At 64.9% G+C, this 23,960-nt stretch carries 26 protein-coding genes; 12 read left to right on the top strand and 14 right to left on the bottom strand.

Annotated features, from left to right (window positions below; genetic code table 11):
* Nucleotides 1–289: 289 nt before the first annotated feature.
* The 3 genes from FNA46_RS21820 to FNA46_RS21810 all read left to right on the top strand — a co-directional run bounded on the left by FNA46_RS21820 (nt 290) and on the right by FNA46_RS21810 (nt 3,145).
* A complete protein-coding gene (locus tag FNA46_RS21820; RefSeq protein ID WP_143127327.1) occupies nt 290–871 on the top strand; it encodes an NAD(P)H-dependent oxidoreductase in 582 nt (193 codons plus the stop codon).
* A gap of 69 nt (nt 872–940) precedes the next feature.
* A complete protein-coding gene (locus tag FNA46_RS21815; RefSeq protein ID WP_143127326.1) occupies nt 941–1,513 on the top strand; it encodes a transglycosylase SLT domain-containing protein in 573 nt (190 codons plus the stop codon).
* 99 nt (nt 1,514–1,612) lie between these two features.
* Nucleotides 1,613–3,145, top strand: a complete 1,533-nt coding sequence (locus FNA46_RS21810) for a pyruvate kinase (RefSeq protein ID WP_246103279.1) — start codon at nt 1,613–1,615, stop codon at nt 3,143–3,145.
* A gap of 48 nt (nt 3,146–3,193) precedes the next feature.
* Here FNA46_RS21810 and FNA46_RS21805 read toward each other — a convergent pair whose 3' ends face one another.
* The 5 genes from FNA46_RS21805 to galE all read right to left on the bottom strand — a co-directional run bounded on the left by FNA46_RS21805 (nt 3,194) and on the right by galE (nt 7,144).
* The gene (locus FNA46_RS21805; protein ID WP_143127324.1) at nt 3,194–3,595 is read right to left on the bottom strand and encodes a RidA family protein; all 402 of its coding nucleotides are present in this window, start codon (nt 3,593–3,595) and stop codon (nt 3,194–3,196) included.
* 149 nt (nt 3,596–3,744) lie between these two features.
* Nucleotides 3,745–4,353: an alpha/beta hydrolase gene (locus FNA46_RS21800; RefSeq protein ID WP_143127323.1), complete on the bottom strand. Its 609-nt coding sequence runs from the start codon at nt 4,351–4,353 to the stop codon at nt 3,745–3,747.
* Between the two features lie 9 nt (nt 4,354–4,362).
* Nucleotides 4,363–5,295, bottom strand: a complete 933-nt coding sequence (locus tag FNA46_RS21795) for a VOC family protein (RefSeq protein ID WP_143127322.1) — start codon at nt 5,293–5,295, stop codon at nt 4,363–4,365.
* A gap of 136 nt (nt 5,296–5,431) precedes the next feature.
* Nucleotides 5,432–6,136: a uracil-DNA glycosylase gene (gene ung, locus FNA46_RS21790; protein WP_143127321.1), complete on the bottom strand. Its 705-nt coding sequence runs from the start codon at nt 6,134–6,136 to the stop codon at nt 5,432–5,434.
* An 18-nt stretch (nt 6,137–6,154) separates the two neighbouring features.
* Nucleotides 6,155–7,144, bottom strand: coding sequence for a UDP-glucose 4-epimerase GalE (gene galE / locus FNA46_RS21785; protein WP_143127320.1), 990 nt, complete (start codon nt 7,142–7,144; stop codon nt 6,155–6,157).
* Nucleotides 7,145–7,294: 150 nt separating this feature from the next.
* On the opposite strand from galE, the gene FNA46_RS21780 reads away from it, so the two are divergent.
* Entirely contained in the window at nt 7,295–7,654 is a 360-nt protein-coding gene (locus tag FNA46_RS21780; protein WP_143127319.1) for a YbaN family protein, read from the top strand.
* Nucleotides 7,655–7,660: 6 nt separating this feature from the next.
* Here the strand turns inward: FNA46_RS21780 and FNA46_RS21775 are convergent, their stop codons facing one another.
* Genes FNA46_RS21775 through FNA46_RS21765 form a run of 3 tightly spaced genes read right to left on the bottom strand, consistent with a single transcriptional unit; the run spans nt 7,661 to nt 10,386 of the window.
* Nucleotides 7,661–8,452: a heme ABC transporter ATP-binding protein gene (locus tag FNA46_RS21775; RefSeq protein WP_143127318.1), complete on the bottom strand. Its 792-nt coding sequence runs from the start codon at nt 8,450–8,452 to the stop codon at nt 7,661–7,663.
* Nucleotides 8,449–9,540: a FecCD family ABC transporter permease gene (locus tag FNA46_RS21770; protein ID WP_143127317.1), complete on the bottom strand. Its 1,092-nt coding sequence runs from the start codon at nt 9,538–9,540 to the stop codon at nt 8,449–8,451. The genes FNA46_RS21775 and FNA46_RS21770 overlap by 4 nt, the downstream gene beginning before the upstream one ends.
* A gap of 3 nt (nt 9,541–9,543) precedes the next feature.
* A complete protein-coding gene (locus FNA46_RS21765) occupies nt 9,544–10,386 on the bottom strand; it encodes a heme/hemin ABC transporter substrate-binding protein (protein ID WP_246103280.1) in 843 nt (280 codons plus the stop codon).
* A gap of 198 nt (nt 10,387–10,584) precedes the next feature.
* Here FNA46_RS21765 and hmuQ point away from each other — a divergent pair, with 198 nt between their 5' ends.
* Both hmuQ and hutX read left to right on the top strand, forming a co-directional pair.
* Nucleotides 10,585–10,929, top strand: a complete 345-nt coding sequence (gene hmuQ, locus FNA46_RS21760) for a heme-degrading protein HmuQ (RefSeq protein ID WP_143127316.1) — start codon at nt 10,585–10,587, stop codon at nt 10,927–10,929.
* Nucleotides 10,926–11,459 carry a heme utilization cystosolic carrier protein HutX gene (hutX, locus tag FNA46_RS21755; protein ID WP_143127315.1) on the top strand — a complete coding sequence of 178 codons (534 nt, stop codon included), beginning with the start codon at nt 10,926–10,928 and terminating at the stop codon, nt 11,457–11,459. Before hmuQ ends, hutX begins: the two co-directional genes overlap by 4 nt.
* Before the next feature lie 70 nt (nt 11,460–11,529).
* Here hutX and FNA46_RS21750 read toward each other — a convergent pair whose 3' ends face one another.
* Together FNA46_RS21750 and FNA46_RS21745 are read right to left on the bottom strand one after the other, a co-directional pair.
* Nucleotides 11,530–11,841 (bottom strand): hypothetical protein, encoded by a 312-nt coding sequence (locus FNA46_RS21750; protein WP_143127314.1) that lies wholly within the window; start codon nt 11,839–11,841, stop codon nt 11,530–11,532.
* 196 nt (nt 11,842–12,037) lie between these two features.
* Complete coding sequence (locus tag FNA46_RS21745) at nt 12,038–12,226, bottom strand: DUF3008 family protein (protein WP_143127313.1); 189 nt, start codon at nt 12,224–12,226, stop codon at nt 12,038–12,040.
* A gap of 151 nt (nt 12,227–12,377) precedes the next feature.
* Here FNA46_RS21745 and FNA46_RS26195 point away from each other — a divergent pair, with 151 nt between their 5' ends.
* The 4 genes from FNA46_RS26195 to FNA46_RS21730 all read left to right on the top strand — a co-directional run bounded on the left by FNA46_RS26195 (nt 12,378) and on the right by FNA46_RS21730 (nt 17,597).
* Entirely contained in the window at nt 12,378–12,650 is a 273-nt protein-coding gene (locus FNA46_RS26195) for a hypothetical protein (RefSeq protein WP_185969953.1), read from the top strand.
* A gap of 109 nt (nt 12,651–12,759) precedes the next feature.
* Nucleotides 12,760–15,432, top strand: coding sequence for a malto-oligosyltrehalose synthase (gene treY, locus FNA46_RS21740; RefSeq protein WP_185969952.1), 2,673 nt, complete (start codon nt 12,760–12,762; stop codon nt 15,430–15,432).
* Between the two features lie 513 nt (nt 15,433–15,945).
* Nucleotides 15,946–17,316 carry an NAD(P)/FAD-dependent oxidoreductase gene (locus FNA46_RS21735; protein WP_143127311.1) on the top strand — a complete coding sequence of 457 codons (1,371 nt, stop codon included), beginning with the start codon at nt 15,946–15,948 and terminating at the stop codon, nt 17,314–17,316.
* Nucleotides 17,313–17,597 carry a nitrile hydratase subunit beta gene (locus tag FNA46_RS21730; RefSeq protein ID WP_143127310.1) on the top strand — a complete coding sequence of 95 codons (285 nt, stop codon included), beginning with the start codon at nt 17,313–17,315 and terminating at the stop codon, nt 17,595–17,597. The genes FNA46_RS21735 and FNA46_RS21730 overlap by 4 nt, the downstream gene beginning before the upstream one ends.
* A 74-nt stretch (nt 17,598–17,671) precedes the next feature.
* Here FNA46_RS21730 and FNA46_RS21725 read toward each other — a convergent pair whose 3' ends face one another.
* Entirely contained in the window at nt 17,672–18,484 is an 813-nt protein-coding gene (locus FNA46_RS21725; RefSeq protein ID WP_143127329.1) for an SDR family oxidoreductase, read from the bottom strand.
* A gap of 268 nt (nt 18,485–18,752) precedes the next feature.
* Here FNA46_RS21725 and FNA46_RS21720 point away from each other — a divergent pair, with 268 nt between their 5' ends.
* On the top strand, nt 18,753–19,616 hold the full coding sequence (locus tag FNA46_RS21720) for a glycerophosphodiester phosphodiesterase (protein WP_143127328.1): 864 nt from the start codon (nt 18,753–18,755) through the stop codon (nt 19,614–19,616).
* Here the strand turns inward: FNA46_RS21720 and FNA46_RS21715 are convergent.
* Complete coding sequence (locus FNA46_RS21715) at nt 19,600–19,953, bottom strand: DMT family protein (protein ID WP_143127309.1); 354 nt, start codon at nt 19,951–19,953, stop codon at nt 19,600–19,602. The two genes, FNA46_RS21720 and FNA46_RS21715, sit on opposite strands and share 17 nt — an antisense overlap.
* Before the next feature lie 320 nt (nt 19,954–20,273).
* Between FNA46_RS21715 and FNA46_RS26590 the strand changes: the two genes are divergently transcribed.
* Nucleotides 20,274–22,079 carry a methyl-accepting chemotaxis protein gene (locus tag FNA46_RS26590; protein ID WP_185969951.1) on the top strand — a complete coding sequence of 602 codons (1,806 nt, stop codon included), beginning with the start codon at nt 20,274–20,276 and terminating at the stop codon, nt 22,077–22,079.
* Nucleotides 22,080–22,173: 94 nt separating this feature from the next.
* Here FNA46_RS26590 and FNA46_RS21705 read toward each other — a convergent pair whose 3' ends face one another.
* Together FNA46_RS21705 and FNA46_RS21700 are read right to left on the bottom strand one after the other, a co-directional pair.
* A complete protein-coding gene (locus FNA46_RS21705; RefSeq protein WP_143127307.1) occupies nt 22,174–23,004 on the bottom strand; it encodes a universal stress protein in 831 nt (276 codons plus the stop codon).
* A gap of 118 nt (nt 23,005–23,122) precedes the next feature.
* Nucleotides 23,123–23,960, bottom strand: an 838-nt coding sequence (locus tag FNA46_RS21700; protein ID WP_143127306.1) for a 1-phosphofructokinase family hexose kinase, incomplete at its 5' end; no start/stop codon positions are given.

Genomic DNA, 23,960 nt, shown 5'->3' with positions numbered 1-23,960 from the left:
TCCCTTCTCCCCTCGGGGAGAAGGTGCCCGAAGGGCGGATGAGGGGGCCAAGCCGACCAATCATTCCATTTCACGAAGGACAACGCTGACAACCACCGCCAACCCATCCATTCCGAAGGTACTCCCGGCCGGCTCCGCCGGCCCATGCGTTCACGCACATGGCATCGTGTCTCTCTCGGCTGGGCGGCGAGGGAATGCGGTGCTGGGACAAACGGCGCGGAAGTTTTGACTTGAACCCCGATCGGGCCGGGAAGCGGCAGCCGGCGGGCAACAACTTGGAGCTTTTGACATGCGCGTACTCGTTCTGCATTCCCATCCCGTCGAGGAAAGCTACGGCAAGGCCCTGTTCCGCAAGACCTGCGAGAGCCTGGCGCGGGCCGGCCACGAGGTGGATGCCTGCGATCTTTATGCGGAAGGCTTCGATCCGGTCCTTTCCGCCGACGGGCGGCGCATCTATCACGACCATCCGGAAAACATGGCAGGGCTGGAAAGCTATGTGGAGCGGCTGAAAGCCGCGCAGGGCCTCGTGATCTGCACGCCGGTGTGGAATTTCGGCTTTCCCGCCATGCTGAAGGGCTATTTCGACCGGGTCTGGCTGCCGGGCGTGTCCTTCGCGCTTGAGGATGGCAAGCTGACGCCGACGCTGCGCCACATCGAGAAACTCGCCGCCGTCCTCACCTATGGCGGCACGCCGATGCGGGCCTTTCTGGTCGGCAACCCGCCGAAAAAGGTCATCACCCGCGTCATCCGCGCCCAGATCAAGATCGGCGCGCCGGTAAGATTTCTCGCGCATTACGACATGAACAACTGCACGCCGGAAACCCGCGCCGCCTTCCTCTCGAAGGTGGAACGGGAAATGGAGAATTTCTGACACTTTATCATTTAAACGTTTAATTAAATCTTTCCCGCTAGATCCGATGTAAGAACAAGAGGTCTAGCGATGCGTTATGCGTTCTTCATCGCCCTTCTGGTTCTTGCCGGTTGCGGCACGGCACCCAGCAGGATCGACAATATCTGCGCCATTTTCGCGCAGAAGGACGGGCTCTTCAACAACTGGGCGCGCGAGGCCAATACGGCATCGCAGCGTTACGGCGTGCCCGTGCCCGTGCTGATGGCGACGATCTACACCGAATCCGGTTTCCGCGCCCATGCACGCCCGCCGCGCACCATGCTGCTGGGCTTCATTCCCTGGACGCGCCCCTCCTCGGCCTATGGCTATGCTCAGGCACTGGACGGCACCTGGGAAACCTACAAGAACGAAACCGGCCGCTGGGGCGCAAGCCGCTCGGATTTCGGCGATGCCATCGATTTCGTCGGCTGGTATCATCGCAAGAGCCATGACCGCAACGGAATCGCCCTGACGGACGGCTATCGCCTCTACCTCGCGTATTATTCCGGCCATAACGGCTATGCGCGCGGCGATTTCTCCTCCGGCACCCGCGCTGCGGCAGAACGCTCCGCAAGCATAGCCAGCCGCTACGAAAACCAGTTGCGCGCCTGCGGCTATCGGTAACAATACCGCCCGCTTTTGCGCTGACGCAAAGACAGCACGGTCTCCGTCACACCATCGTCACCTCCGCATCGCAGCGTCTCACCAGCGATGCGGAGACCGATGATGCAAAACACAGCCACAGACCTGAACCAGCTTCCCACCCCTGAAACCGCAGAGGATGCCGACCTCGGCGCACTCTTCGCCGACATGCTGTTCCTGCGCCAGTCGATCGCCAAGGAAACCGCGCCGCTCGTCGAGCAACTGGCAGCCGGGGCCGACCTGCCGTTTGCCGACGAGGCGCGGCTTGCCAATCTGGCCGATTACCTGACGCTGCGGCGCCGCGATATCCGCCCGCTGCAGCGCCGCCTGATGCGCCTCGGCTTCTCCTCGCTCGGCCGGCTGGAAAGCCGCGTGCTGCCGACCCTCGATGCGACGCTGGCAAGCCTTGCCGCCGCAGCCGGTCGCCCGGCCCCCTTTGTCCGCCCGACGGAGGAAACCTTCTTCCGCGGCGAGGCGGATCTGGTGACGGCCACCGACGACCTGTTCGGCGAAGCCCCGGCAAATCGTCGCGGCCGCATCATGGTGACGCTGCCGAGCGAAGCGGCCGCCGATCCGGATCTCATCCTCGATCTCGTGCGCCGCGGCATGAACATTGCCCGCATCAACTGCGCCCATGACGACCGCGCCGCCTGGATGGCAATGACCGCCCATGTGCGGGCAGCCGGCGAAAAGCTCGGCGTGCCGGTGCGCGTGCTGATGGATATTGCCGGCCCGAAGATCCGCACCGAACAGATCATGCCCGAGAAGAAGGGCAAGCTGCAGGTCAACGATCTCTTCCGCCTTGTGGCAGACGGCGAGCCGGCGCTGACCGGGGGCGTCACCGCCTGCGCCTCCGTCTCGCTGCCGGAAATCGTCACCCGCCTCTCGGTCGGCGACCGCGTGCGCTATGACGACGGCAAGCTGGAAGGCGTGGTGGAAGCCCGCACGCTGACAGACGCGATCATCCGCGTGACCCACTGCAAGACCGGCGGCACCAAGCTGAAGCCGGAAAAGGGCCTCAACCTGCCCGACACAGCGCTTGGCCTTTCGCCGCTCACCACCAAGGACGAGGCGGATCTTTCGACCGTTGTCGAATGCGCGGACATGCTGGGCTATTCCTTCGTCAGCCGGCCGGAAGACATCGATCTGCTGGAGGCAGCGCTTGCCAAGGCCGCGCCGCGCGACACGCCGCTCGGGCTCGTCGCCAAGATCGAACAGCCGGAGGCGGTGCGCAACCTGCCCGCCCTGATCGCCGCAGCCTTCCGTCACCAGCGCCCCTTCGGCGTGATGATTGCCCGCGGCGATCTCGCCGCCGAAATCGGCTTCGATCGCGTCGCGGAAATGCAGGAGGAGATCCTGTGGATCTGCGAGGCCGCCTCGGTGCCGACCATCTGGGCGACCCAGGTGCTGGAGGATCTGGTGAAGACCGGCCTTCCCTCGCGCGGCGAAATGACCGATGCGGCCATGGCCGCCCGCGCCGAATGCGTGATGCTGAACAAGGGGCCGGCCGTCAGCGAAGCCGTCTCGCTGCTCGATCATCTGCTCTCGCGCATGGACGGCCACATCTTCAAGAAGACGCCGATGCTGCGGGCGCTGAAAAGCTGGCAGGCGTGATATCTGCCGGGGGCTTCGGCGGTCGACGCCGGAGCCCGCTTCCGCCCTTCACACCACCTTCGCCGCCGTCACCTCCACCTCGACCAGAAATTCCGGTCGGGTGAACCCGCCGACCACGATCAGCGTCGAGACCGGCTTCGGCTCCAGCGTGTAGCGGTCGCGTACGGCCATGTAGGGGGCGAAATCCTCGCGCTTCGTGACGAAAGCGGAAATGCGGATCACGTCCGCAAAGCTCATGCCGGCCTCCGCCAGAATGGCCTTGATCGCCTCGAAGCAGAGTTCCGCCTGGCCCGTCACGTCAGGCGGAATGGTGTCATCCGGCGCAATGCCGAGCTGGCCGGAGGTGACCAGCAACTGGGCACCCGGCGGCACCAGAAGCCCGTGATTGTAATGACCGAAGGGTTTGCGAACGGAGGGTGGGTTGAAGACCTGCTTTTCCGACGACGCCATGCCGCCCTCTCCTGATTCTGTGGGTATCGAGGAAAGTATAGCGACGGCAAGACGGGCCGGAAGGGGAAATGCTGCGGCGCATCAGACGCCGCAGCATTTCCCCCATCAGGACTGACGAACTGCGGAAAGTGGGGCGATTTGAGGAGCCATCAAGCCCCGTAAGGCGCCAGAAACCGCTTTACCGCCTCGATCTCGTTGCTGCGGATCTCGTGGCCGCCAGGGTGCCAGTCGAGGGTAACCTCCTCGCCTTGGGCGGCGAAATAATCGGCGAGAGACTGCGTCAGCGGCACCGGGCAGATCGGGTCGCGCTCGCCGGCGGTGATCAGCACCCGGCCAGCCCCCGCCCGCGGCTGCGGCTGGAAGGGGATCAGCGGGTGCATCAGCACCGAGGCGGCAAACAGGTCCGGATGCGCGATCACCACATTGGCAAGAATGTTGGCGCCATTGGAGAAGCCGAGGCCGATTACCGGGCCGGCGGCCGCCGCATCCCGATGGGCGGCGACGAAGGCCGCCATCTTCTCCGTGGCCCGCGCCAGATCCTCCAGATCATAGAGACCTTCGGCCCGGCGGCGGAAGAAGCGGGCCGCACCATGTTCCGACACATCGCCGCGCGGCGAGATCACCGTCGCCTCCGGGAGCAGGCGACTGCCGAAGTCGAAAAACTGGTTCTCGTCGCCACCGGTTCCGTGGAAGACGAAGAGAATGGGCGCGCCCGGTTTCCCGGGGCGCGCATGGTGAACATAGGCATTCGTGCTCATGATCCGTCCTCAGCCTTCCAGCTTTTCCAGGTGCTGTTCCAGATAGGAGCGCAGATGGGCATGCTGGGTCGGCAGTTTCAGCGCTTCGCCGAGATGGGCGGTGTCCTCATCGCGGTCGAAGCCCGGTTCGTTGGTGGCGATTTCGAACAGCACGCCGCCCGGCGTGCGGAAATAGATCGCCCAGAAGTAGTCGCGGTCGATGACCGGGGTGACCTGATAGCCGGTATCCATCAGAGCCTTGCGGACCTCCAGCTGCTTTTCACGGTTTTCGACCGCAAAGGCGATATGGTGCACGGAGCCGGCACCGAGATTGGCCCGCGCAATGTTCGGCATCGTTTCGATGTCGATGGTATCGGCACCGTTGCCGCCGGGAATGGCCAGCCGCGTGACGCCATCCTTGTGGTCGACCTGCTCGTAGCCCATGAACTTCAGCAGTTCGACGGTGGCGCCTTCATCGCGCAGCCGCATCGAGGCCGAGTGGAAGCCGCGAATGGCATGATCGACATCGACACCATTGCCGGTCCAGGGTGCACGGGCATCGTCCTTCACCTCGACCAGCGCGAAACCGTCGCCATCCGGGCCGAAGAAGTTCAGGCGCTTTTCACCGAAGGCTTCATCGGCCTTCAACTCCAGGCTGCCCTTCGAGGCGAGGCGCTCACCCCAGTAGCCGATCGAGCCCTCAGGCACGGAAAAGACGGTGGTGCCGACCTCGCCAGTGCCGGGACGGCCCTTCGCGATATGCGGGAACGGGAAATAGGTCATCACCGAACCCGGCGTTCCCACTTCGTCGCCATAGTAGAGATGATAGACATCCGGCGCATCGAAGTTGACGGTCTTCTTGACCCGGCGAAGGCCGAGCGTATCGGTAAAGAACTGGTTGTTGGTACGGGCGCTCGCGGCCATCGACGTGACGTGATGCAGGCCCTTGATCTGGTTCAACATGGCTTACCCCTTTGTCCTCAGGATCTGCGGGCCGGCGATCGGTCCGCTTGTCTGGGGTGAAGATGGTCGCTTTTATCCTTGGCGCATAGAGTGAACAATCAGAACGGATTGTTCACAAAACAAATCTTGCAACCCCTCAGGCGTCCTGCACCGGCGCAACCGGAAGCTGCCAGTCGATCGGCTCCCGACCATTCGACACCAGATAGGCATTGGCCTTGGAAAAATGGCCGGAGCCGAAAAAGCCGTTATGCGCCGAGAGCGGCGAGGGATGCGGCGCCTTCAGCACCAGATGCCGGCGCTGGTCGACGAAGGCCGCCTTCTTCTGGGCATAGGAGCCCCAGAGCAGGAAGACGACATGGCTGCACTCCTCGTTGACGGCGCGGATCACCGCATCGGTGAAGCGCTCCCAGCCCTGGCCCTGATGGGCGGCAGCGCGCCCCTCCTCCACGGTCAGCACGCTGTTGAGAAGCAGCACGCCCTGCCGCGCCCAGTGTTCGAGAAAGCCGTGCGGCGCCGGTGCAATGCCGAGATCCGCCTGCATTTCCTTGTAGATGTTGACGAGCGAGGGCGGGATGCGCACGCCCGGCCTGACACTGAAGCAGAGCCCGTGCGCCTGCCCCGCGCCGTGATACGGATCCTGCCCGAGGATCACCACCTTCACCTGAGGCAGCGGCGTGAGATCAAGGGCGCGAAAATACTCGCTGCCCTTCGGGAAAATGCGCTTGCCCGCCTCCTTCTCCGCCGTCAGGAAACGGCGGAGGTCGGCCATGTAGGGGTCGGCGAACTGCGGCGCAAGCACCTGTTTCCAGCTGTCTTCAAGCTTTACGCCACCCTCTGCCATACTCTTTCTATCCTTTTGTTATTGCAGGTGAAAATTGGCCTTGGAATGCCAGTCCCAGGCCGAGCGGATGATGTCGTGCAGGGTATATTGCGGCTCCCATCCCAGCACGGCCTTCGCCTTCTCGTTATTGGCCACCAGCGTGGTGGAATCGCCATCGCGACGGCCGACATATTCGACCGGGAACGGCTTGCCGGACACATCCGAAATGGCGGCCAGCAGTTCCTTCACCGTGGTGCCGGTGCCGGTGCCGAGGTTGAGTTCCACCGTCTCGCCGCCGTTGAGAAGATAATCCACGGCGCGTACATGCGCATCGGCGAGATCGAGCACGTGGATGTAATCGCGCACGCAGGTTCCGTCGCGCGTCTCATAGTCCGAACCGAACACCTTGAAGCCCTGCCGGCGGCCGAGCGCCGCCTCGATGGCAAGCGGGATGGCATGCGTTTCCGGCGTATGCCACTCACCGATGCGACCTTCGAAATCCGCACCCGCCGCGTTGAAGTAGCGCAGCATCACCGAGCGCAGACCCTTATAGGTGCCGTAATCCTTCAGCGCCTGTTCGATGATGAATTTCGTGCGGCCGTAGGGGTTGATCGGCGCCTGGCGATGCGTCTCGTCCATCGGCACCTGTTCCGGCAGGCCATAGGTCGCGCAGGTGGAGGAGAAGACGAAGGCCTGAACGCCCGCATCCATGGCCGCCGACAGCAGCGTCAGCGCACCGATGACATTGTTGTCGTAGAAGGCGACCGGGTTCTTCACCGATTCGCCCACCTCGATGAGAGCCGCGAAATGCAGCACAGCATCCGGCTTATGCTTGGCGAACACCTCGTCTAGGCGCGCGCGGTCACGGATATCGCCCTCTTCCAGCGGACCCCATTTGACGAATTCCGAATGTCCGTTGGACAGGTTGTCGAACACGATGGGCTGATAGCCGCGCTCGGCAAGCAGCAGGCAATTGTGCGAGCCGATGTATCCGGCACCACCGACGACCAGAACCTTCTTCTGAGACATGAAAGACGACACTCCGTTCAACATTGCGGCGCACTATAGTGTGGACGGCACGGATTGCCAGCAGCAACAACAGCAGAACGAATGGTACAGGCTGAGGATTACATCCTGTGTGGCATGCGCTATGGTCGCGGCACGGAAAGGGATGCGGGGATGCGAATTGTATTGATGGGCCTCGGCTGGCTGTTCGTGGCGCTCGGCATTCTCGGCGCCTTCCTGCCGCTGTTGCCCACCACGCCCTTCATGCTTCTGGCGGTGGCCTGCTTCACCCGCTCCTCACCAAGTCTGGAGGCATGGCTGCTGAACCATCCCCGCTTCGGGCCACCTCTGCGAAACTGGCGCGAACACGGCGCGATATCCCGCCGCGCCAAGGTGGCGGCGGTCGGGCTGATGGCGGCCAGCTATGCGATCTTCGTGGCGAGCACCGCGCCGCCACTGTGGCGGGCGCTGCTGGTGCTGGCTATCCTGCTCTGCTCGTCACTGTTCATCGTCACGCGGCCGGATGCCAGCTGAGCAAAGTCAGGCGGAAGCGCCGTGGCGGGCCTGCGGCAGGATGAAGGGAATATGCGCGGCCGGCATGCGCCCGACGGCACCGCGGATGCCGTAGACGGTCGCAATCGTAGCATCGCTCAGCGTCTCCACCGCCGGACCTTCCGCGACAACCCGGCCCTTGTACAGCACCACGATCCGGTCGGCAAATTCCGCCGCCAGATTGAGGTCATGCAGGATGGCGAGCACGATCCCGCCCTCGGTCGCAAAGGCGCGCGCCGTTTCCAGCACGCCGATCTGATGGCCGAGATCGAGGCTGGCGGTCGGCTCGTCGAGAAAGAGCGCGCGGGCGATCCCGGCCTCGACGGGGCGCGGCACCTGCGCCAGCGCCCGGGCAAACTGCACGCGCTGCTGTTCGCCGCCAGACAGCGAGGGAAAGGCACGCCCCTCGAAGCCGGAGAGGCCGACGCGGGCAAGCGCCGTGCGCGCGGCGGCCGAGGGATCGAGCGCGCCTTGCGCGACCGCCCCCATCCGCACGATTTCCAGCGCCGTGAAGGGAAAGGCGAGTTCGCTCGCCTGCGGCAGCACGGCCCGGCGCGCCGCGAGTGCCTGCGGATCATGCGCCGCAAGCCGCACTCCGTCATAGGTCACCGCCCCGGAGGACAGCTCAAGTTCACCGGTCAGCGCCTTCAGGAGGGTGGATTTGCCCGCACCGTTGGGGCCGATGATCACCGTCATCGTGCCGGGCTCCAGTGTCAGGGAAACGGAATCCAGAAGGCGCCGGCCGGCGCGCTCGACGGTCACGGCATCGGCGCGGATCATGCGGCATCTCCCCGGTGGTGATGGCCCTTGCGGCGCAGCAGCAGAAGCAGGAAAACGGGCGCGCCGAACAGCGCGGTGATGATGCCGATCGGCAGTTCGGCGGGCGAGACGACGGTGCGCGCCACGCTGTCGGCCAGCAGCAGCAGCGCGCCGCCGCCGATCGCCGAGGCCGGCAGCAGGAAGCGGTGCGCGGGGCCGATCATCAGCCTCAGCAGATGCGGCACAACGATTCCGACGAAGCCGATGGAGCCGGCGACCGCCACCGTTGCGCCACAGGCCGCCGCCACGGCCAGGATGACCAGCCGTTTCAGCCGCTGCACCGGAATGCCCATGTGGAAGGCGGCGGCATCGCCGAGGATCAGCGCATCGAGACCCCGCGCCACGAAGGGGATGACGACCATGACCAGAGCCACGAAAGGCAGCACGGAGAGGACGCGGGCAAAAGTGGCGCCGCCCAGTGAACCGAGGCTCCAGAAGGTAATGTCGCGCAACTGCCGGTCATCGGCCATGAAGATCAAGAGGCCGGTCAGCGCGGCACTCAGCGCCCCGACCGCAATGCCTGACAGCACCAGCGTGGTGGTATGCGTCTGGTTGCCACGGGTCGCGATGCAATAGAGCAGCCACGTGTTCAACAGGCCGCCGAAAAAGGCCATCAGCGGCAGGAACTGGCTGCCCAGCGCCATCGAGACGGGCGCCAGCACACCATGACCGAAGACGATGCCGGCGACCGCAAACAGCGCCGCACCCGAGGTGACGCCGACGACACCCGGATCCGCCAACGGATTGCGGAACAGGCCCTGCATCATGGCGCCCGATACGCCGAGCCCGGCCCCGACGAGAATGCCGAGGGCCGTGCGCGGCAGCCGCACCGCCTCCAGCACCACCCGTTCCTGCACGGCGAGCGCCTCGCCGCGGCCGGTGAGATAGAGCCAGAGATGGCCGAGATTGACGCCCGTCGGCCCGCTGCCCAGCGAAACCAGGCAGGCGAGCGCGAGGAGAAGAAGAAGAAGGACAAGGCAGAGCACGCCCTGCCCCGAGCGATCCCCATCATCGCGTCTGAAGCGTGCCGGCAGCGTCAGCGCCCGCATGGCTCAGAAGCTCCCGGGATAGAGTTGGGAGGCAAGGCTTCGGGCTGCTTCCGGCGTGCGCGGGCCAAAGCCGAGCAGCAGCAGGCCATCCATGCGCACCAGCGCCTTCGCCGCCGCCGCCGGGGTGGACTGGAAGGCCGGCAGGGCGAAGACTGCCTCATTGGAAAGGCCGTGATTGCCGGATTGCATCACGAGGATCACGTCCGGCCGCGCCGCGATGACGGCCTCGTCGCTCAGCGGCTTGTAGCCGGAAATGGCATCGGCCGCGTTGACGCCGCCCGCGAGATCGATCATTGCGGCGGCTTCCGTGTCCTTGCCGCCAGCCATGATGCGGCCATTGGCCAGCGAGAGAACGAAGAGAACCCGCTTGCGCGGCTGCGGCAGCCGGGCGATATCGGCGGCCAGCGTCTTGAGGTCCGAATCGGTCTTGACGGCCAGCGCCTCGGCCTTGTCCGACAGGCCGACGGCGGCACCGACATCACGGATCTTGCCAGCGATGGCATCGACGCGCGGCGGCGTGTGGATCGTCACCATCGGGATGGCGCTCGCCTTGAGGATCGCGACCGCATCCGGCGGACCAGCGCCTTCCTCGGAAAGGATCAGATCGGGCGTCTGGCCGAGAATGCCTTCCGGCGACAGCGCGCGCATATATCCGATATCCGGCTTTTTCATCGCCTCCGGCGGATAGCTGCTCGTCGTATCGCGGGCGATCACCCGGTCGCCGGCGCCCAGCGCATAGAGGATTTCAGTCGCCGTGCCGCCGATCGACACGATGCGCTTTGCAGAAGGATTGGTCGCATCCGAGGCGGAGGCGGAAATGCCGCCAACCGCCGTGGCGAGCCACATGGACAAAAAACCGGCCTTGAGAACGGCGCGCATCGTCATATCATTCGATCCCGATATCGGCCGGGCGCGGGAGGACACCGGCGGCGCCTCACACACCCGGATAAACTTGAGTGCATGACACCGGTTTAAGCCTTTTCAACAGGCCGGGCAACATATATCTTGAGTGCATTCCACCAGTTAGAAAGGATGTTCGATCTCATGTATATCGCGATGAACCGCTTCCGTGTCGTTCCGGGCTTCGAGGAGGCCTTCGAGGAGATGTGGCGCAGCCGCGAGCGTCATCTCTCCACCGTTCCCGGCTATCTGGAATTTCACATGCTGAAGGGGCCGAAGCAGGAGGATCACACCCTCTATGCCTCGCACACGGTGTGGCAGAGCCACGAGCATTTCACCGCCTGGACGAAGTCGGAACAGTTCCGCGCCGCCCATGCGCGCGCCGGCGAAAACCGCGGCAAGGTGGAATATCTCTCCGGCCCGCATTTCGAGGGCTTCGAGGTGATCATCCACGAGGACCGCAACGGCAAGACGGCGGAGGCCGCATGAGCCTTTCCGCAAGCATCGCAGTACCTGCGGCGGAGGCGGAGCGGCGCGCGCGGGCGCTCGCCGCTCTTGCCGAAAAACCTGATGGTGTGGTCGAAGCCATCGCGGCAAAGGCCGAGGTGACCCCGGCGGAGATCCTCTCGATCCTGCCGAAGGGCGCGGCGACTGCCGCCCCCGCCGAGGATTTCGAGGCAATCTGGTCGGAAATGTCGTCCTGGGGCGAGGTGCTGTTCATCGTCCATACCGATGACATCGTGCTGGAAGCCAGCGGTTCGCTTCCCCCCGGCAGCGAGGGGCATGGCTGGTTCAACATCCACGGCGACAGCCCGATCGGCGGGCATATCCGCAAGGAGAACTGCGCCGGCATCACCTTAGTCGACCGCGCCTTCCACGGCCGCCGCTCTTGTTCCGTCTGGTTCATGAACCGGAAGGGATCGGCCATGTTCAAGGTGTTCGTGCGCCGCGACGCGGCCCGCGAACTGGTGGCCGAACAGCTTGTGCAATTCGAGGCGCTGAGAGATCGCTACGCCTGAGCGGCAAACGGATCCGGGCGGACGGCGCGCGCCTCCGCCCGGTGGTCATCTCGCATCCATGACACACTCATCACACGCTCGCGTCTGACGCGGTGTCCCTGTCGATCAGGCGAAGGATGGGCGCGCAGTTCGGATTGCTGGCGTCGAGCAGGCTGACGGGCGACGTCCAGCCGAGGGTCAGGCCGATGGCGGTGCGAACGGCCCAGACCGGCTCGCCCGTGGCGCGCTCGATCAGCCGCGGCCCTTCGGAGGCCACACATTGCTGAACCTGCTGCACCATCTGCACGGAGGCGTCAGCCTGCTGCAGCTCCTGGCGAAGCTCGGCCTGAACCGGGTTGAGAACGAAGGCGGTGATCAGCCATGCGGCAAGATCGGAGAACATGATCTGGCTCCCTGTCGGCGTCGATGTCGAGGATAAAGAGGTCCGACATCGTGGAAGCGCCGACCTTCCACCAGAGGGGCCCGGACCACCGGGTCGACGCTGATATGGGGAGCGTTGGACGGCGTTCAAGACGCGACGCATCGGCCGGCGCGAAAACCTGGCCGTGCCGGATCATCGCGTGCCATGCGGCCGCCGGTCAGGACTTCGCCACGTGTTCCGGCTTGCCCTTGCGGCTGGTAGAGGCCATGTCGTGCAGTTCCTTTTCCGACATGGATTTCTCCATGCTTTTCGATGCGCCCTGCAGCGCGCTCTTCTTGACCTCGCCGCGCTTGGCGGCGAGCGCCGCACCGGCTGCCTTCTGCTGTGCCTTGGACTTTGCGGGCATCTCTCTTCTCCCGAGTTGCGATTGACGCTCTTCCAACCGCGAAGCATCGGTCGTGGTTCCCTTCGCGATCCACGTCGAGGGAACCGGAAGGCCGCCGCATCGGTTGTCGGGGTGAGCCGTTCGAAGCGGCGAACCGGGAAAGGATCCGACCATGGACGACAAGGACAATCTCGATGCACGGACGAAGATGACCGACGGGGATTCCCGCCGCTTTGCCGAGGACGACCGAGAACGGGTGGAAGACGCGCTGCATGCCCGCGAGGACGTCACGAACGTCAAGGCCGTGCAGGAGGCCGCGCGCCTCGGCGGCGGCGATACCTACATCGTCGAGACGGATCTCGAAGACCTCGACGAGCGCATCGATGCGGACCAGCCGGACGGGCGGCCGAGCCCGATGGCCAATGCCGATAATCCGGAACGCTGAGCAAGGCGTGTGCGAGTTCCGCCATCCCGCCCTTCTTGCAAGGAACCGGCGCGGGTCTTTTACGTTGGGCAGGCTCGAATCCCAGATCCGCGTCGGAGGCGCATCGAGCTTGACCATCCCCACCTCGACCTACCGCATCCAGTTCCGCAACGGCATGACCTTCGACCGGGCAGCCGCGCTGGTGCCCTATCTGAAGCGGCTCGGCATCGGCCATCTCTACGCCTCGCCGATCTTCACCGCCGCCGCCGGCTCCACCCACGGCTATGACGTGGCCGATGCCAACGAGATCGATCCGACGATCGGCGGACGCGAGGGCTTCGACCGTCTGAGCGATGCGTTGAAACAGCATGGCATCGGGCTGATCCTCGACATCGTGCCCAACCACATGGCCGCCTCGCTGGAAAACCGCTGGTGGCGGAGCGTGGTGGAATGGGGCGAGGACAGCCGTTTCAGCCATTTCTTCGATGCCGACTGGACAAGGCGGTTGACGCTTCCCTTCCTCGGCGAGGATTTCGAAGCCGTTGCCGGCAAGGGTGACATGGCGCTCTGCCTCGACCCGGACGCCGGTTGTCTCGCCTTTTGCTATTTCGACAGCCGCTATCCGCTGTCGCCCGCCACCTATGCGCTCGCCCTCGACGGGATCGACCATCCGCTGGCGGAGCGGATCCGGCAGGCGGCAGCGCTCGCCACGCCGGAAGACGAGGACGATTTTCATGCGGAGATGAAACAGCTCGGCGCAACCGAGGACCGCGCTGGTCTCGATGCGGCGCTGGCGGAGATGGCCGGCGATCCGGCCCGCCTGAAGGTTCTGCATGACGCGCAGCCCTACCGGCTGATGAACTGGCGCGATGCGCCGAGTGACCTGAGCTATCGCCGTTTCTTCGAGATCACCGGCCTTGCCGGCCTTCGCGTCGAGACCGAGGAGGTGTTTTCCGAAAGCCACCGGCTCACCATCGAGCTGGTTCTCTCCGGTCAGGTGGACGGTCTGCGCATCGACCATGTCGACGGTCTCGCCGATCCGCGCGGCTATCTCGCCCGCCTGCGCGAGGCGGTGGGAGCGGACTGCTACCTCGTCGTCGAGAAGATCCTGGCCCGGAACGAGAGGCTGCCCTCCGACTGGCCGGTTGCCGGCACCACCGGCTACGAATTCATCGCAGCCCTGTCCGAGGCGCTGGTGGACCGCGAGGCGCTGCCCCGCCTGAATGCCCTCTATGGCGAGGTGGCCGGGCGCACGCTCGATCCGCAGGCGGAACTGCGCGAGGCCAAGGCGCGGATGGTGGACGTGAACTTCGCCGGCGAGTTTGCCCGGCTGGCAAGGCTCGCCGGAGAGATCGCGGCCGGTCATGACGATGCAGGGCGCATCGAGGAAACCGCCCTGAAGACCGCGCTGCGGGATCTGCTGCTCGCCTTCCCCATCTACCGCACCTATGGCACCGACATGGGGCTGGAGCCGGCGGATCGGCACCGGCTGACGGAGATCCTGGAGAGTGTGCGCGCCTTGCCCTCCCCGCCACAGCCGCAGGCGCTCGGCTTTCTCGCCCGCATCCTCGTCGGCGATGTCACCGGGAGCGAGGACGCCCGCGCCGCCGAGTTCCGCACCCGCTTCCAGCAGCTGACCGGGCCGCTGATGGCAAAATCGCTGGAGGACACGCTGTTCTTCCGGCTGAACCCGATGATCGGGCTGAACGAGGTGGGCGGCGAGCCGATGCCCGAGATCGGTGGCCTGCCGGAATTCCACCGGCTGATGGCGCGCCGGTTCGAGGAGCAGCCGGCCGGTCTGTCCGCCACCTCCACCCATGACACCAAGCGCGGCGAGGATGCGCGCGCCCGGCTTTATGCGCTCGGCGAAGCGCCGGAACTGTGGAGCGGCGCCCTTTCCCGCTGGCGCCACATGAACCGCGCCGCCGTGCAGGCGCTGCCGGCTGGCCCCGCCCCCGAGCCGGAGGTGGAGTGGTTGATTTATCAGGCGCTGGCGGGTGTCTGGCCACAGGATCTCACAGCGGAGGATGTGGACGGCCTGCAACGGCTGGAAGAGCGTTTTGTCGCCTATCTCGAAAAGGCGCTGCGTGAAGCCAAGCTGCGCACGGGCTGGGACCAGCCGGACGAAGCATATGAGGCGGCGGTGACGGACTATGCCCGCCAGCTTCTCTCGCCGGACTCGGTGGACTTTCGCCGCGATTTCATCGCCTTCCTGTCGCCCGTTCTTCTGGCCGGCGCGATCAATGGCATCACCCAGACGCTGATCAAGCTCTGCGCGCCCGGCATTGCGGATATCTATCAGGGCAGCGAAGGTCTCGATCTCAGCCTGGTCGATCCGGACAACCGTCGACCGCCGGATTTCGGGGCGCTGATCGCCGGCCTCGACTGCACCTGTGATCCGGCCGATCCGCAGGCTTGGCTGGACGGGCGGCTCAAGCAGCGGCTGATCCAGCATCTGCTCGCCCATCGCGGCCGGCGGCCGGATCTGTTTGCGAAGGGCGAATACGTGCCGCTGGCGGCAAGCGGCGAGAGGGCGCGCCAGATCCTCGCCTTTGGGAGGCGGACAGCCGATCAGTCCCTGCTGGTGATCGCGCCGCGCCTGATGCTGGGCGTTCTGGAGGGCCGCGGCGACCGGTTGCCGCCGCCCGATGCCTGGAGGGATACGGCCGTTCACTTGACCGAACGCTTCGGCGGGCGCCGCTTCCGCGACCTCGTTTCCGACGATATCCTCGATCCCGGCGCGGAGCTTGAGGTTCGAAGCCTGTTCGCCACGCGGCCCTTCGCCATCCTGCTCAGCACCTGACGGCAGCGCGGACGGAGCCTTCGGGCTCCGTCCGCCGTTCCGGCGCAACGGTTTCGGCCGGACCAATGGAAAAAGGCGCCCTCCCAAGGGAGAAGCGCCTTTTGCAGACCATTTCTTGCGAGCGGGCCCGTCCCAACAAGGCCCGCCCCTGCCGGTCAGCCGATGCCGACGAAGGACAGGACGGCAAGCACGATGACGACGGCGCCGACGAGCCAGACGATGCTGTTCATGATAGTCTCCCTTGCTGCGATGGAGCGGTTGCGTTGAAGGAGCGTGCGCCGCCCCTTCAGGCAAAGCCGACGAGGTTGAGGACGGCGATGACGATCACCACGGCTCCCACGAGCCAGACGATGCTGTTCATTTTCATGCTCCCTGGTTGGTTCGCTCCATCAACGGCGGCACAGGGGAAAGGTTCCACCTGCCAAAGCTGGAACCTTTGATGGATCAAGCAGTTGGGCAAAGCGTAAGGGGCAATCCAGACTCTCGCCCGACCTCTGGCGGCAAGGAATGACGATGAGCTTTCACCCGGATACCAGCAGCCTTCTGCGCGGCCCGAGGCGGCATCGGCCGCAGGCGGCGAGCCCTCCGGCGCGCCCTGCACGCGTGGTGATCGTGGGGGCAGGCTTCGGCGGTCTGGCCGTCGCCGGCGGCCTTGGCAATTCCCCCGTCGATGTCACCGTCATCGACCGGCGCAACCACAATCTCTTCCAGCCGCTGCTCTATCAGGTGGCAACCGCCGCACTGTCCCCCGCCGACATTTCCGAGCCGATCCGCCGCAGCCTCGGGCGCTTTCGCAATATCCGCGTGGTGCTGGCCGAGGTGACCGGCGTCGATACCGCTGCCCGCACGGTGCTCCTCGATCACGGCCTTCCCATTCCCTATGACCGGCTGGTGATCGCCACCGGCTCCGAATACAATTATTTCGGCCATGACGCGTGGCGCGCCGCAGCCCCCGGCCTCAAGACCATCCACGAGGCGCGGCAGATCCGCCAGCGGCTGCTGCTTTCCTTCGAGCGAGCGGAACTCTCGCAGGATCCCGAGGAGAAAAAGGCGCTGCTGACCAGCGTCATCATCGGCGGCGGCCCGACGGGTGTGGAAATGGCGGGCGCCATTGCCGAGCTGGGTCACTTCATGATCACCCGTGATTTCCGCCAGCTTTCGCCGGAACATTTTCGCGTGCTGCTGCTGGAGGCCGGCCCGCGGATCCTCGCGGCCTTTCCGCAGGACCTGACCGACTATGCCACCCGGGCGCTTGGCAAGCTGGGCGTGGAGGTGATGACCGGGCGGCGCGTGGAGGATATCACAGCCGGCAGCGTCATCGTCGGCGGCGAGACGATCCGCACCGCCAACGTCATCTGGGGGGCCGGCGTCAAAGCCTCGCCGGCCGCCGGCTGGTTCGGGATCGAGGGCAAGGCGGGCGGGCGCATTGCCGTCGATCCGGATCTGCGCATCAGTGGCCTGACGGATGTGTTTGCGATCGGCGATACCGCGCTGGGGCTTGCAGACGACGGTCAGCCCTTGCCGGCGCTGGCGCAGGTCGCCAAGCAGCAGGGGCAATATCTCGGCCGAGCGCTGCGGCAGGAACTGCTCGAGGGTCGCACTCCCAAGCCCTTCCGCTTTCGCAACCGGGGCAACACTGCGGTCATCGGCCGCAATGCGGCGATCTTCGATTTCGGACGCTGGCATCTCAAGGGCTATTTCGCCTGGCTGCTCTGGGCGCTGGTGCATGTCTATCTGCTGGTGAACTTCGAAAAGCGGATTCTGGTCACGGTGCAGTGGATCTGGCGCTACCTCACCCGCCAGCGCGGCGCCCGCCTGATCGACGAGACCCTCACCGTCACCCATCACGTGCCGGAACGACAGACGCAGGAGGAACAGGGATGAACACCGCCAATCCGCAATTGGAGGGTCTTTATCTCGCCGTTGCCGCGATCAATCGCCTGCTGGTGGAAAAACAGCTGCTGACGCATGAGGAAATCCGCGAGACGCTGCGCGAGGCGGAAACGCTGGTGCTTGCCAATCAGGACCCGCAATCGGTCTCGGCTGCGCACCACAAGGCCGTCGCCTTTCCCATCCGCCTGCTGATTCTGGCCAATGACGCGGCAGAGCATGGCGAGACCGCCGATTTCGAGGATCTGACCCGGCAGGAGGGCCGCAGCACCTGAGAGCGTGATAGCGCGCCTTCCAAGAGAAACGGCGGCCCGCAAGCCGCCGTTTCGTCGCACATGACCCGTCTTGATCAGAGGATCGGCTTGCCGCCGGTGACCGCGATGGTGGCGCCCGAGACATAGCTCGACAGCGGATCGGCGAGCATCACATAGGCGGTGGCCAGCTCCGCCGGCTGGCCCGGCCGCTTCATCGGCACCTGCTGGCCGAAATTCTGGACGGATTCCTTCGGCAGCGTCGAGGGGATCAGCGGCGTCCAGATCGGCCCCGGAGCGACCGTATTGGCGCGGATCCCCTTCTCCGCCAGCAACTGGGCAAGACCTGCGGTAAAGTTCTGGATCGCGCCCTTGGTGGTGGCATAGGCAAGCAGCGAGGGGTTAGGATTGTCCGAATTGATCGAGGCGGTGTTGATGATCGCACTCCCCGGCTTCATGTGCGCCACGGCCGCCTTGGTGAGATAGAACATGGCGTGGATATTGACCTTGAAGGTCAGCTCCCATTCCTCGTCCGGAATATCCTCGATGGAGGAGAAGGTTGCCTGATGGGCGGCATTGTTGACGAGAATGTCGATGCCGCCGAGGTCGCGCACGGCGGTGTCGATCACCTCGCGGCAATGCTCGGCCGATTGCAGGTCGCCGGAAACGAGCACCGCCTTGCGGCCGGCCTCTTCCACCAGGCGTCTGGTGTCCTCGGCATCCTCATGCTCGTCGAGATAGGAAATCAGAACATCCGCCCCTTCGCGGGCAAAGGCGATGGCGACCGCGCGGCCGATGCCGCTGTCGCCGCCGGTAATCACCGCCCTCTTGCCCGAAAGACGGCCGGAGCCGCGATAACTCTGCTCGCCGTGATCGGGAGCCGGATTCATCTGGCCGGTGCGGCCGGGCATCGGAATCTTGTCCTGCGGGAAGGGCGGCGTCGGATACTGCTGAGACATGGTGCGATGCCTTTCTGTCTGGGAAAACACCTTTGCGGAACTGACACCATCCGCCGTTGTTCCCGGCAAAGCCTTTGCGCCCATGCCATACGGCAGCCGGGGCCCGCCGACAGGACGGCAGGTGCGCGCGAACAATCTGTCATCGGGCTATGATAGGGACGACACGGTTCCTAGGATGAACCGCACGCGAATCGACCTTTTCCTCACCGAACGGAATGCCATGATGGATACGACGCCCGGCCTCGACCTCTACCACGACGGGCACCGCACCCGCCTCAAATGGCACCGTCTTCGCCTGTCGCTCTCGGCGCCGCTGTTTTCCGCCGAGACGATGGCGAAGGGCTTTGCCGTGGGTGCCTCGATGGAGCTGGACCTCAGGGTGCGGGCTGATGGCGGCTTCGTGGTGCTGCATGACAAGACGCTGGACGGCGAAACCGACGGCCACGGCCGTGTGCGGGAGACCGCTCCGGAGACTCTGCGCGGCCTTGTCATGAAGGCAGGCGGCACGCCGCCCATTCTCAGCGAGGATCTGGCACGCCTGCTGACGACCGCGCATCCGGACGCACTGCTGCAATTCGACATGAAGGACGATCTCGCAACGATCGGCGAGGCGGGACTTGCGCATCTGCAAGCGCTGTTTGCCGATGCAGCCGGCGCGATCATCATCAGCGGCGGCGATCTCGATCTCATTGCTGCCCTGAAGACGCGGCTGCCGCGCATTGCCCGCGGCATCGATCCGACGGACACGCTCGTCGCGCTCCTCGCCGCCGAAGGGCCGGCGGCAGTGGAATCCGCACTGGAGGCCAATCTTGCCGGCCCGACCGAGCCGGACACCGTCTATCTGTCCTGGCCACTCGTTCTCAGGGCGGCAGAGGCCGGGCTCGATCTGATCGCGATCTGCCATCGCCATGGCTGCAAGGTGGATGCCTGGACCTTCAACCTCGCTGACCCCTATGCCGGTTTCAGCGACACCGAGTGGGCGCGGTTTTCGGCCCTGATGGCGCTGAAGCCGGACCAGATCACCACCGACGAGGCACCGGCCACCGAACGGGCCTGGCGGGCGCGTATCACCCCCGGAAGATGAACGAGGCGCCGACCGCGATCAGCGCAAAGCCGATCGCATGGTTCCAGGTGAGGTTTTCTCCCAGCCAGAACACCGAGAAGCCGGAGAACACCAGAAGCGTGATGACTTCCTGGATCGTTTTCAGCTGCGCGGTCGAATAGACCTCCGAGCCGAGGCGGTTGGCAGGCACCGCCAGACAGTATTCGAAGAAGGCGATGCCCCAGCTGGTGATAATGGCAATCCAGATGGCAGTGCTCTTATGCTTGAGGTGTCCATACCAGGCAAAGGTCATGAACACGTTGGACGCCAGCAGCATCAGGATCGGATAAATCGCGGCGGGGGAAAAGGAAAAAGGCATGGGCGGGGCTCATCATCAAAGGGAGCGGCGACAATGCCGGAACGTCAGCGATTGCTCAAGCACGGAAATTGCGCGTGAAAGATGCGCACGGGCGCCGTTCCTAGAGCTGGCGGAAGCCCCAGACACGCCCGAAATCCTAAATTAGTTCAGTGGATTCTACACACACACTTAACCAATTTGAGAGAGTGTCCGATTTGGCAGAATGATAAAAATTGATCTTTGCGAAAAGCAATTCTCTGCCACCCGCCCCTGCAGGAGGAGACAGGAGGTCACCTCGCTTCAGCATCCCGCCATTCAATGGTTTGACGATGTTACGACACATGTCGATTCGGACGAAAATTCTGTCCGTCATCATTTTTCTTGGTCTTTTCTCTCTCGCCGGCGTCTTTTATCTCAGCCTGCGCTTCGACACGGTGAATGATCGCTATGCGGCCTTCATTGCCAATGAGTCGACGGCAGCGGTGCTGGGTGCCCGGTCTTCCGCCGGCATGTGGACAGCCGTGAACGCCATTTCGCGCGTGGCACTGAACGAGGTTGGCACGCCCGCCTATGACGAAGGCAAGGCGGCCTTCCTGCGCAATCTGGATGGCGCCAGGACCAAGCTGATCGACATTTCGCAGAAGGTGCCGCAAACCAAGGCAGCGGCAGACGAACTGCTGGCCATCTCCGAACAGTTCAAGGGCGTCTTTGACAAGGTCGTCGCCGCCAAGGAAGCCGGCCGCACGGAGGATGCACTGGCGCTCGTCCGCTCGCTCGACACGCTCTCGACCAATTTCTCCAATCGCTCCGGCGCCAACAACCAGGTCCTGAGCGAACTGGTGGCCAATGGCGGCAAGACGATTTCCGCCGAAACCAGCAGCGTCATCACCAACAGCATCATTGCCCTGGTGATCGGCATCCTCGCCACCATCGTCGCTGCCTTCTACGTCGCGCGCGCCGGCATCACGGCACCGATGGAGAGGCTGCGTGCCCGCATGGTCTCGCTCGCCGCCGGCGAAACGGACGCCGCCATCGACGGCACCGACCGCAAGGACGAGATCGGCGCCATGGCCAAGACCGTGGAAGTGTTCCGCAACAATGCGCTGGAACGTGCCCGCCTGGCTCGCTCCAACGAAGCCGAACGGCAGAAGACCGAGGCAGAGCGCGCCCAGCACGAGGCCATCCGCTCGGAAGAAGCCGGCGCGTTGGCCGATGTGGTGCAGGCACTGGCCTCCGGCCTCAGAGCCCTCGCCGATGGCGACCTGTCGCACCGCATCACGCGGCCTTTCACCGACAAGCTCGACCAGCTGCGCACCGACTTCAACCACTCCCTGGAGAAGCTTGGCCAGGCCATGCGCCTCGTCGGCACCAATGCCGAGGCCATTCAGGCCGGCGCAAACGAGATCCGCTCGTCGAGCGATGATCTATCGCGCCGCACCGAGCAGCAGGCCGCCTCCGTCGAGGAAACGGCTGCCGCCCTGGAAGAGATCACAACCACGGTGCGTGACGGCGCCAAGCGCGCCGAGGAAACCCGCCGTCTGGTGGTCGCAACCGGTGAAGACGCTCGCAATTCCGGCGGCGTGGTGCGCTCGGCGGTCGATGCCATGCATGCGATCGAAAAGTCGTCCGGCGAGATCTCCAACATCATTGGCGTGATCGACGAGATCGCCTTCCAGACCAACCTTCTGGCATTGAACGCCGGCGTTGAGGCAGCCCGCGCAGGCGAAGCCGGCAAGGGTTTTGCCGTCGTTGCCCAGGAAGTGCGAGAGCTTGCCCAGCGCTCCGCCCAGGCCGCCAAGGAAATCAAGGGGCTGATCAATACCTCGAGCGAACAGGTCGCTAATGGCGTGACACTGGTCGGCAATACCGGCAAGGCGCTGGAAGGCATCGTGACACAGGTCCAGCAGATCACGGCGCATGTGCAGGCCATCGCCGACGCCTATCGCGAGCAGGCTCTCGGGCTGCAGGAGATCAATACGGCGGTCAACACCATGGACCAGGGCACGCAGCAGAATGCCGCCATGGTGGAAGAGGCAACCGCGACAGCCCATCATCTGTCGACCGAGGCGGAGGCTCTCACCCGCCTTCTCGCCCAGTTCCGCCTGGCGGAAGCCTCCGGCAATGTTCGGATGAACCGCGCCGCCTGACCGGCGACGTGGCAAACCGTCGAGAAAGGAAAGGCCCCGGATGTCGCCACATCCGGGGCCTTTCTCGTTGGGACGACGTCAAATGCCGGACGGTTCAGCGGGCGATCAGCACCGGCACCGGCGCCGATTCCAGCATGCTCTGCGTCACGCCGCCGAACACCCTCTCGCGCAGGCGCGAATGGCCATAGGCGCCCATGACGATCAGATCGGCGCCGATTTCGCGCGCATGCGTCTTCAGCACATCCTCGACGGGGCGGCCGCCGCTCGGCAACTGGTCGACGATCACGTTGACACCGTGACGCGTCAGGAAGGCCGCAACATCGCCGCCGGGCTCGCCGCCATTTTCATGATAGGCCGCATCCGGGTCCACCAGGGTGACGTGAACGCTGTCGGCAGTGGCAAGGAAATCGATCGCTTCGCGCGCCGCGCGACCGGCCTCGGCCCTGGAATTCCAGGCAAGAAGGACGGTCTTCACCCGGCTGGTCGCCGCATCGCCCGCCGGCAACAGCAGCAGCGGACGCTGCGCATCGAACACCGCGCCATCCACAACGGACGCCAGCAGCGGCGAAGCCGCCCGCAACTTTTCGCCTACCACCACCAGATCGGCATAGAGGGCGCGCTGGAAGACGATGCCAGGCAGGAAGGCGCGTTCGGTATAGTAGCGGTCGACATCGAAGGGGATACCGGCGGTCTCGCAGGCATGGATCGCCCGATCGGCGGCGGCCTGCACCTGTTTCATGTCATCCACCCGCGCGTCAAGCCAGATGGTGCCGACCGGATAGTCGCTCACCGTTGGCGGCACCGAAAGCTCCACCACCAGCACGGAAAGATGCGCGCCAAGCTGTGTGGCAAGCTCGATGGCGCGGTTGAGTTCGGCGGCCTCATCGCGGCAACCGACGACGGCAAGAATGGTCTTGAACAGCATGATGGTGCTCCCTTGTCTTCCCCGGCGGCGGAAAAACCGCGAGGCATGCAGCGAGGCTAGGCCCGTCCTTGGACCCTGCCCTTGATCTTTCTCAAAGACCTGTCGGTTTCGCGCGCCGTCAGGCGCGGGCGAGCAGGACGGCGGCCGGCGCCTCATGGCTTGCGGCGCAGGTTTGCCCATAAAGGCTGAGGATGTCGGCACGGCAGCACAGTTCCGTTCCCGGGCTCATGACAGCGGCAGCACCGGCGGCCACACCGAAGCGGAAGGCCTCGTGCATGCTCTCCCCCTTCGAGAGCGCCCAGACCATGGCCCCGACGAAACTGTCACCGGCGCCGACGGCCGAGCGGACCGGAACCTCGATCGCCGGCATGCGGAAGGTTTCGTCCGGCCCGACCAGCAGCGCCCCCTCCGCCCCGAGCGTGAGAGCGACATGGTGGACGACGCCGCGGCGCACCAGATCACCGGCAAAGGCCGTGGCGGCAGGCAGGTCAAGGCTGTGGCCAGCCAGCTTTTCCAGCTCGCTGAGGCTTGGCTTGAACAGGAAGATGCCGCCTCCGGCGATGGCAGCCGCCAGCGGCTCGCCCGAGGCATCCAGCACGAAGCGCCCCCCGGAGGCAGCCGTCAGCTGCGCCATGCGGGCATAGGTATCGACAGGCGCACCGCGCGGCAGACTGCCGCTCGCGACCACATAGCCGGCCCGCTCTGTCTGTATCAGGTTGCAGATCGGGACGATTTCCGCCTCCGACACGAGCGGTCCCTCGGGCACGAAGCGATATTCGAGATGAGTCTCTTCCTCGTAGACCATGAAGGCAATGCGCACCGCGCCCGCCATTGGAAAGATGTGGAGGTCGAGCGACAGATCTGCCAACATCGCCTCCATGATCACGCCGCTCGGGCCGCCGGAGAGGACGGCGACCTCCGGATCGCCGCCAAGCTCGGCGATCCGGAGGTCGCCG

It is taken from the genome of Affinirhizobium straminoryzae, assembly GCF_007004135.1.
Classification (GTDB): Bacteria; Pseudomonadota; Alphaproteobacteria; order Rhizobiales; family Rhizobiaceae; genus Neorhizobium; species Neorhizobium straminoryzae.
This window is presented reverse-complemented; position numbering and strand designations above follow the sequence as displayed.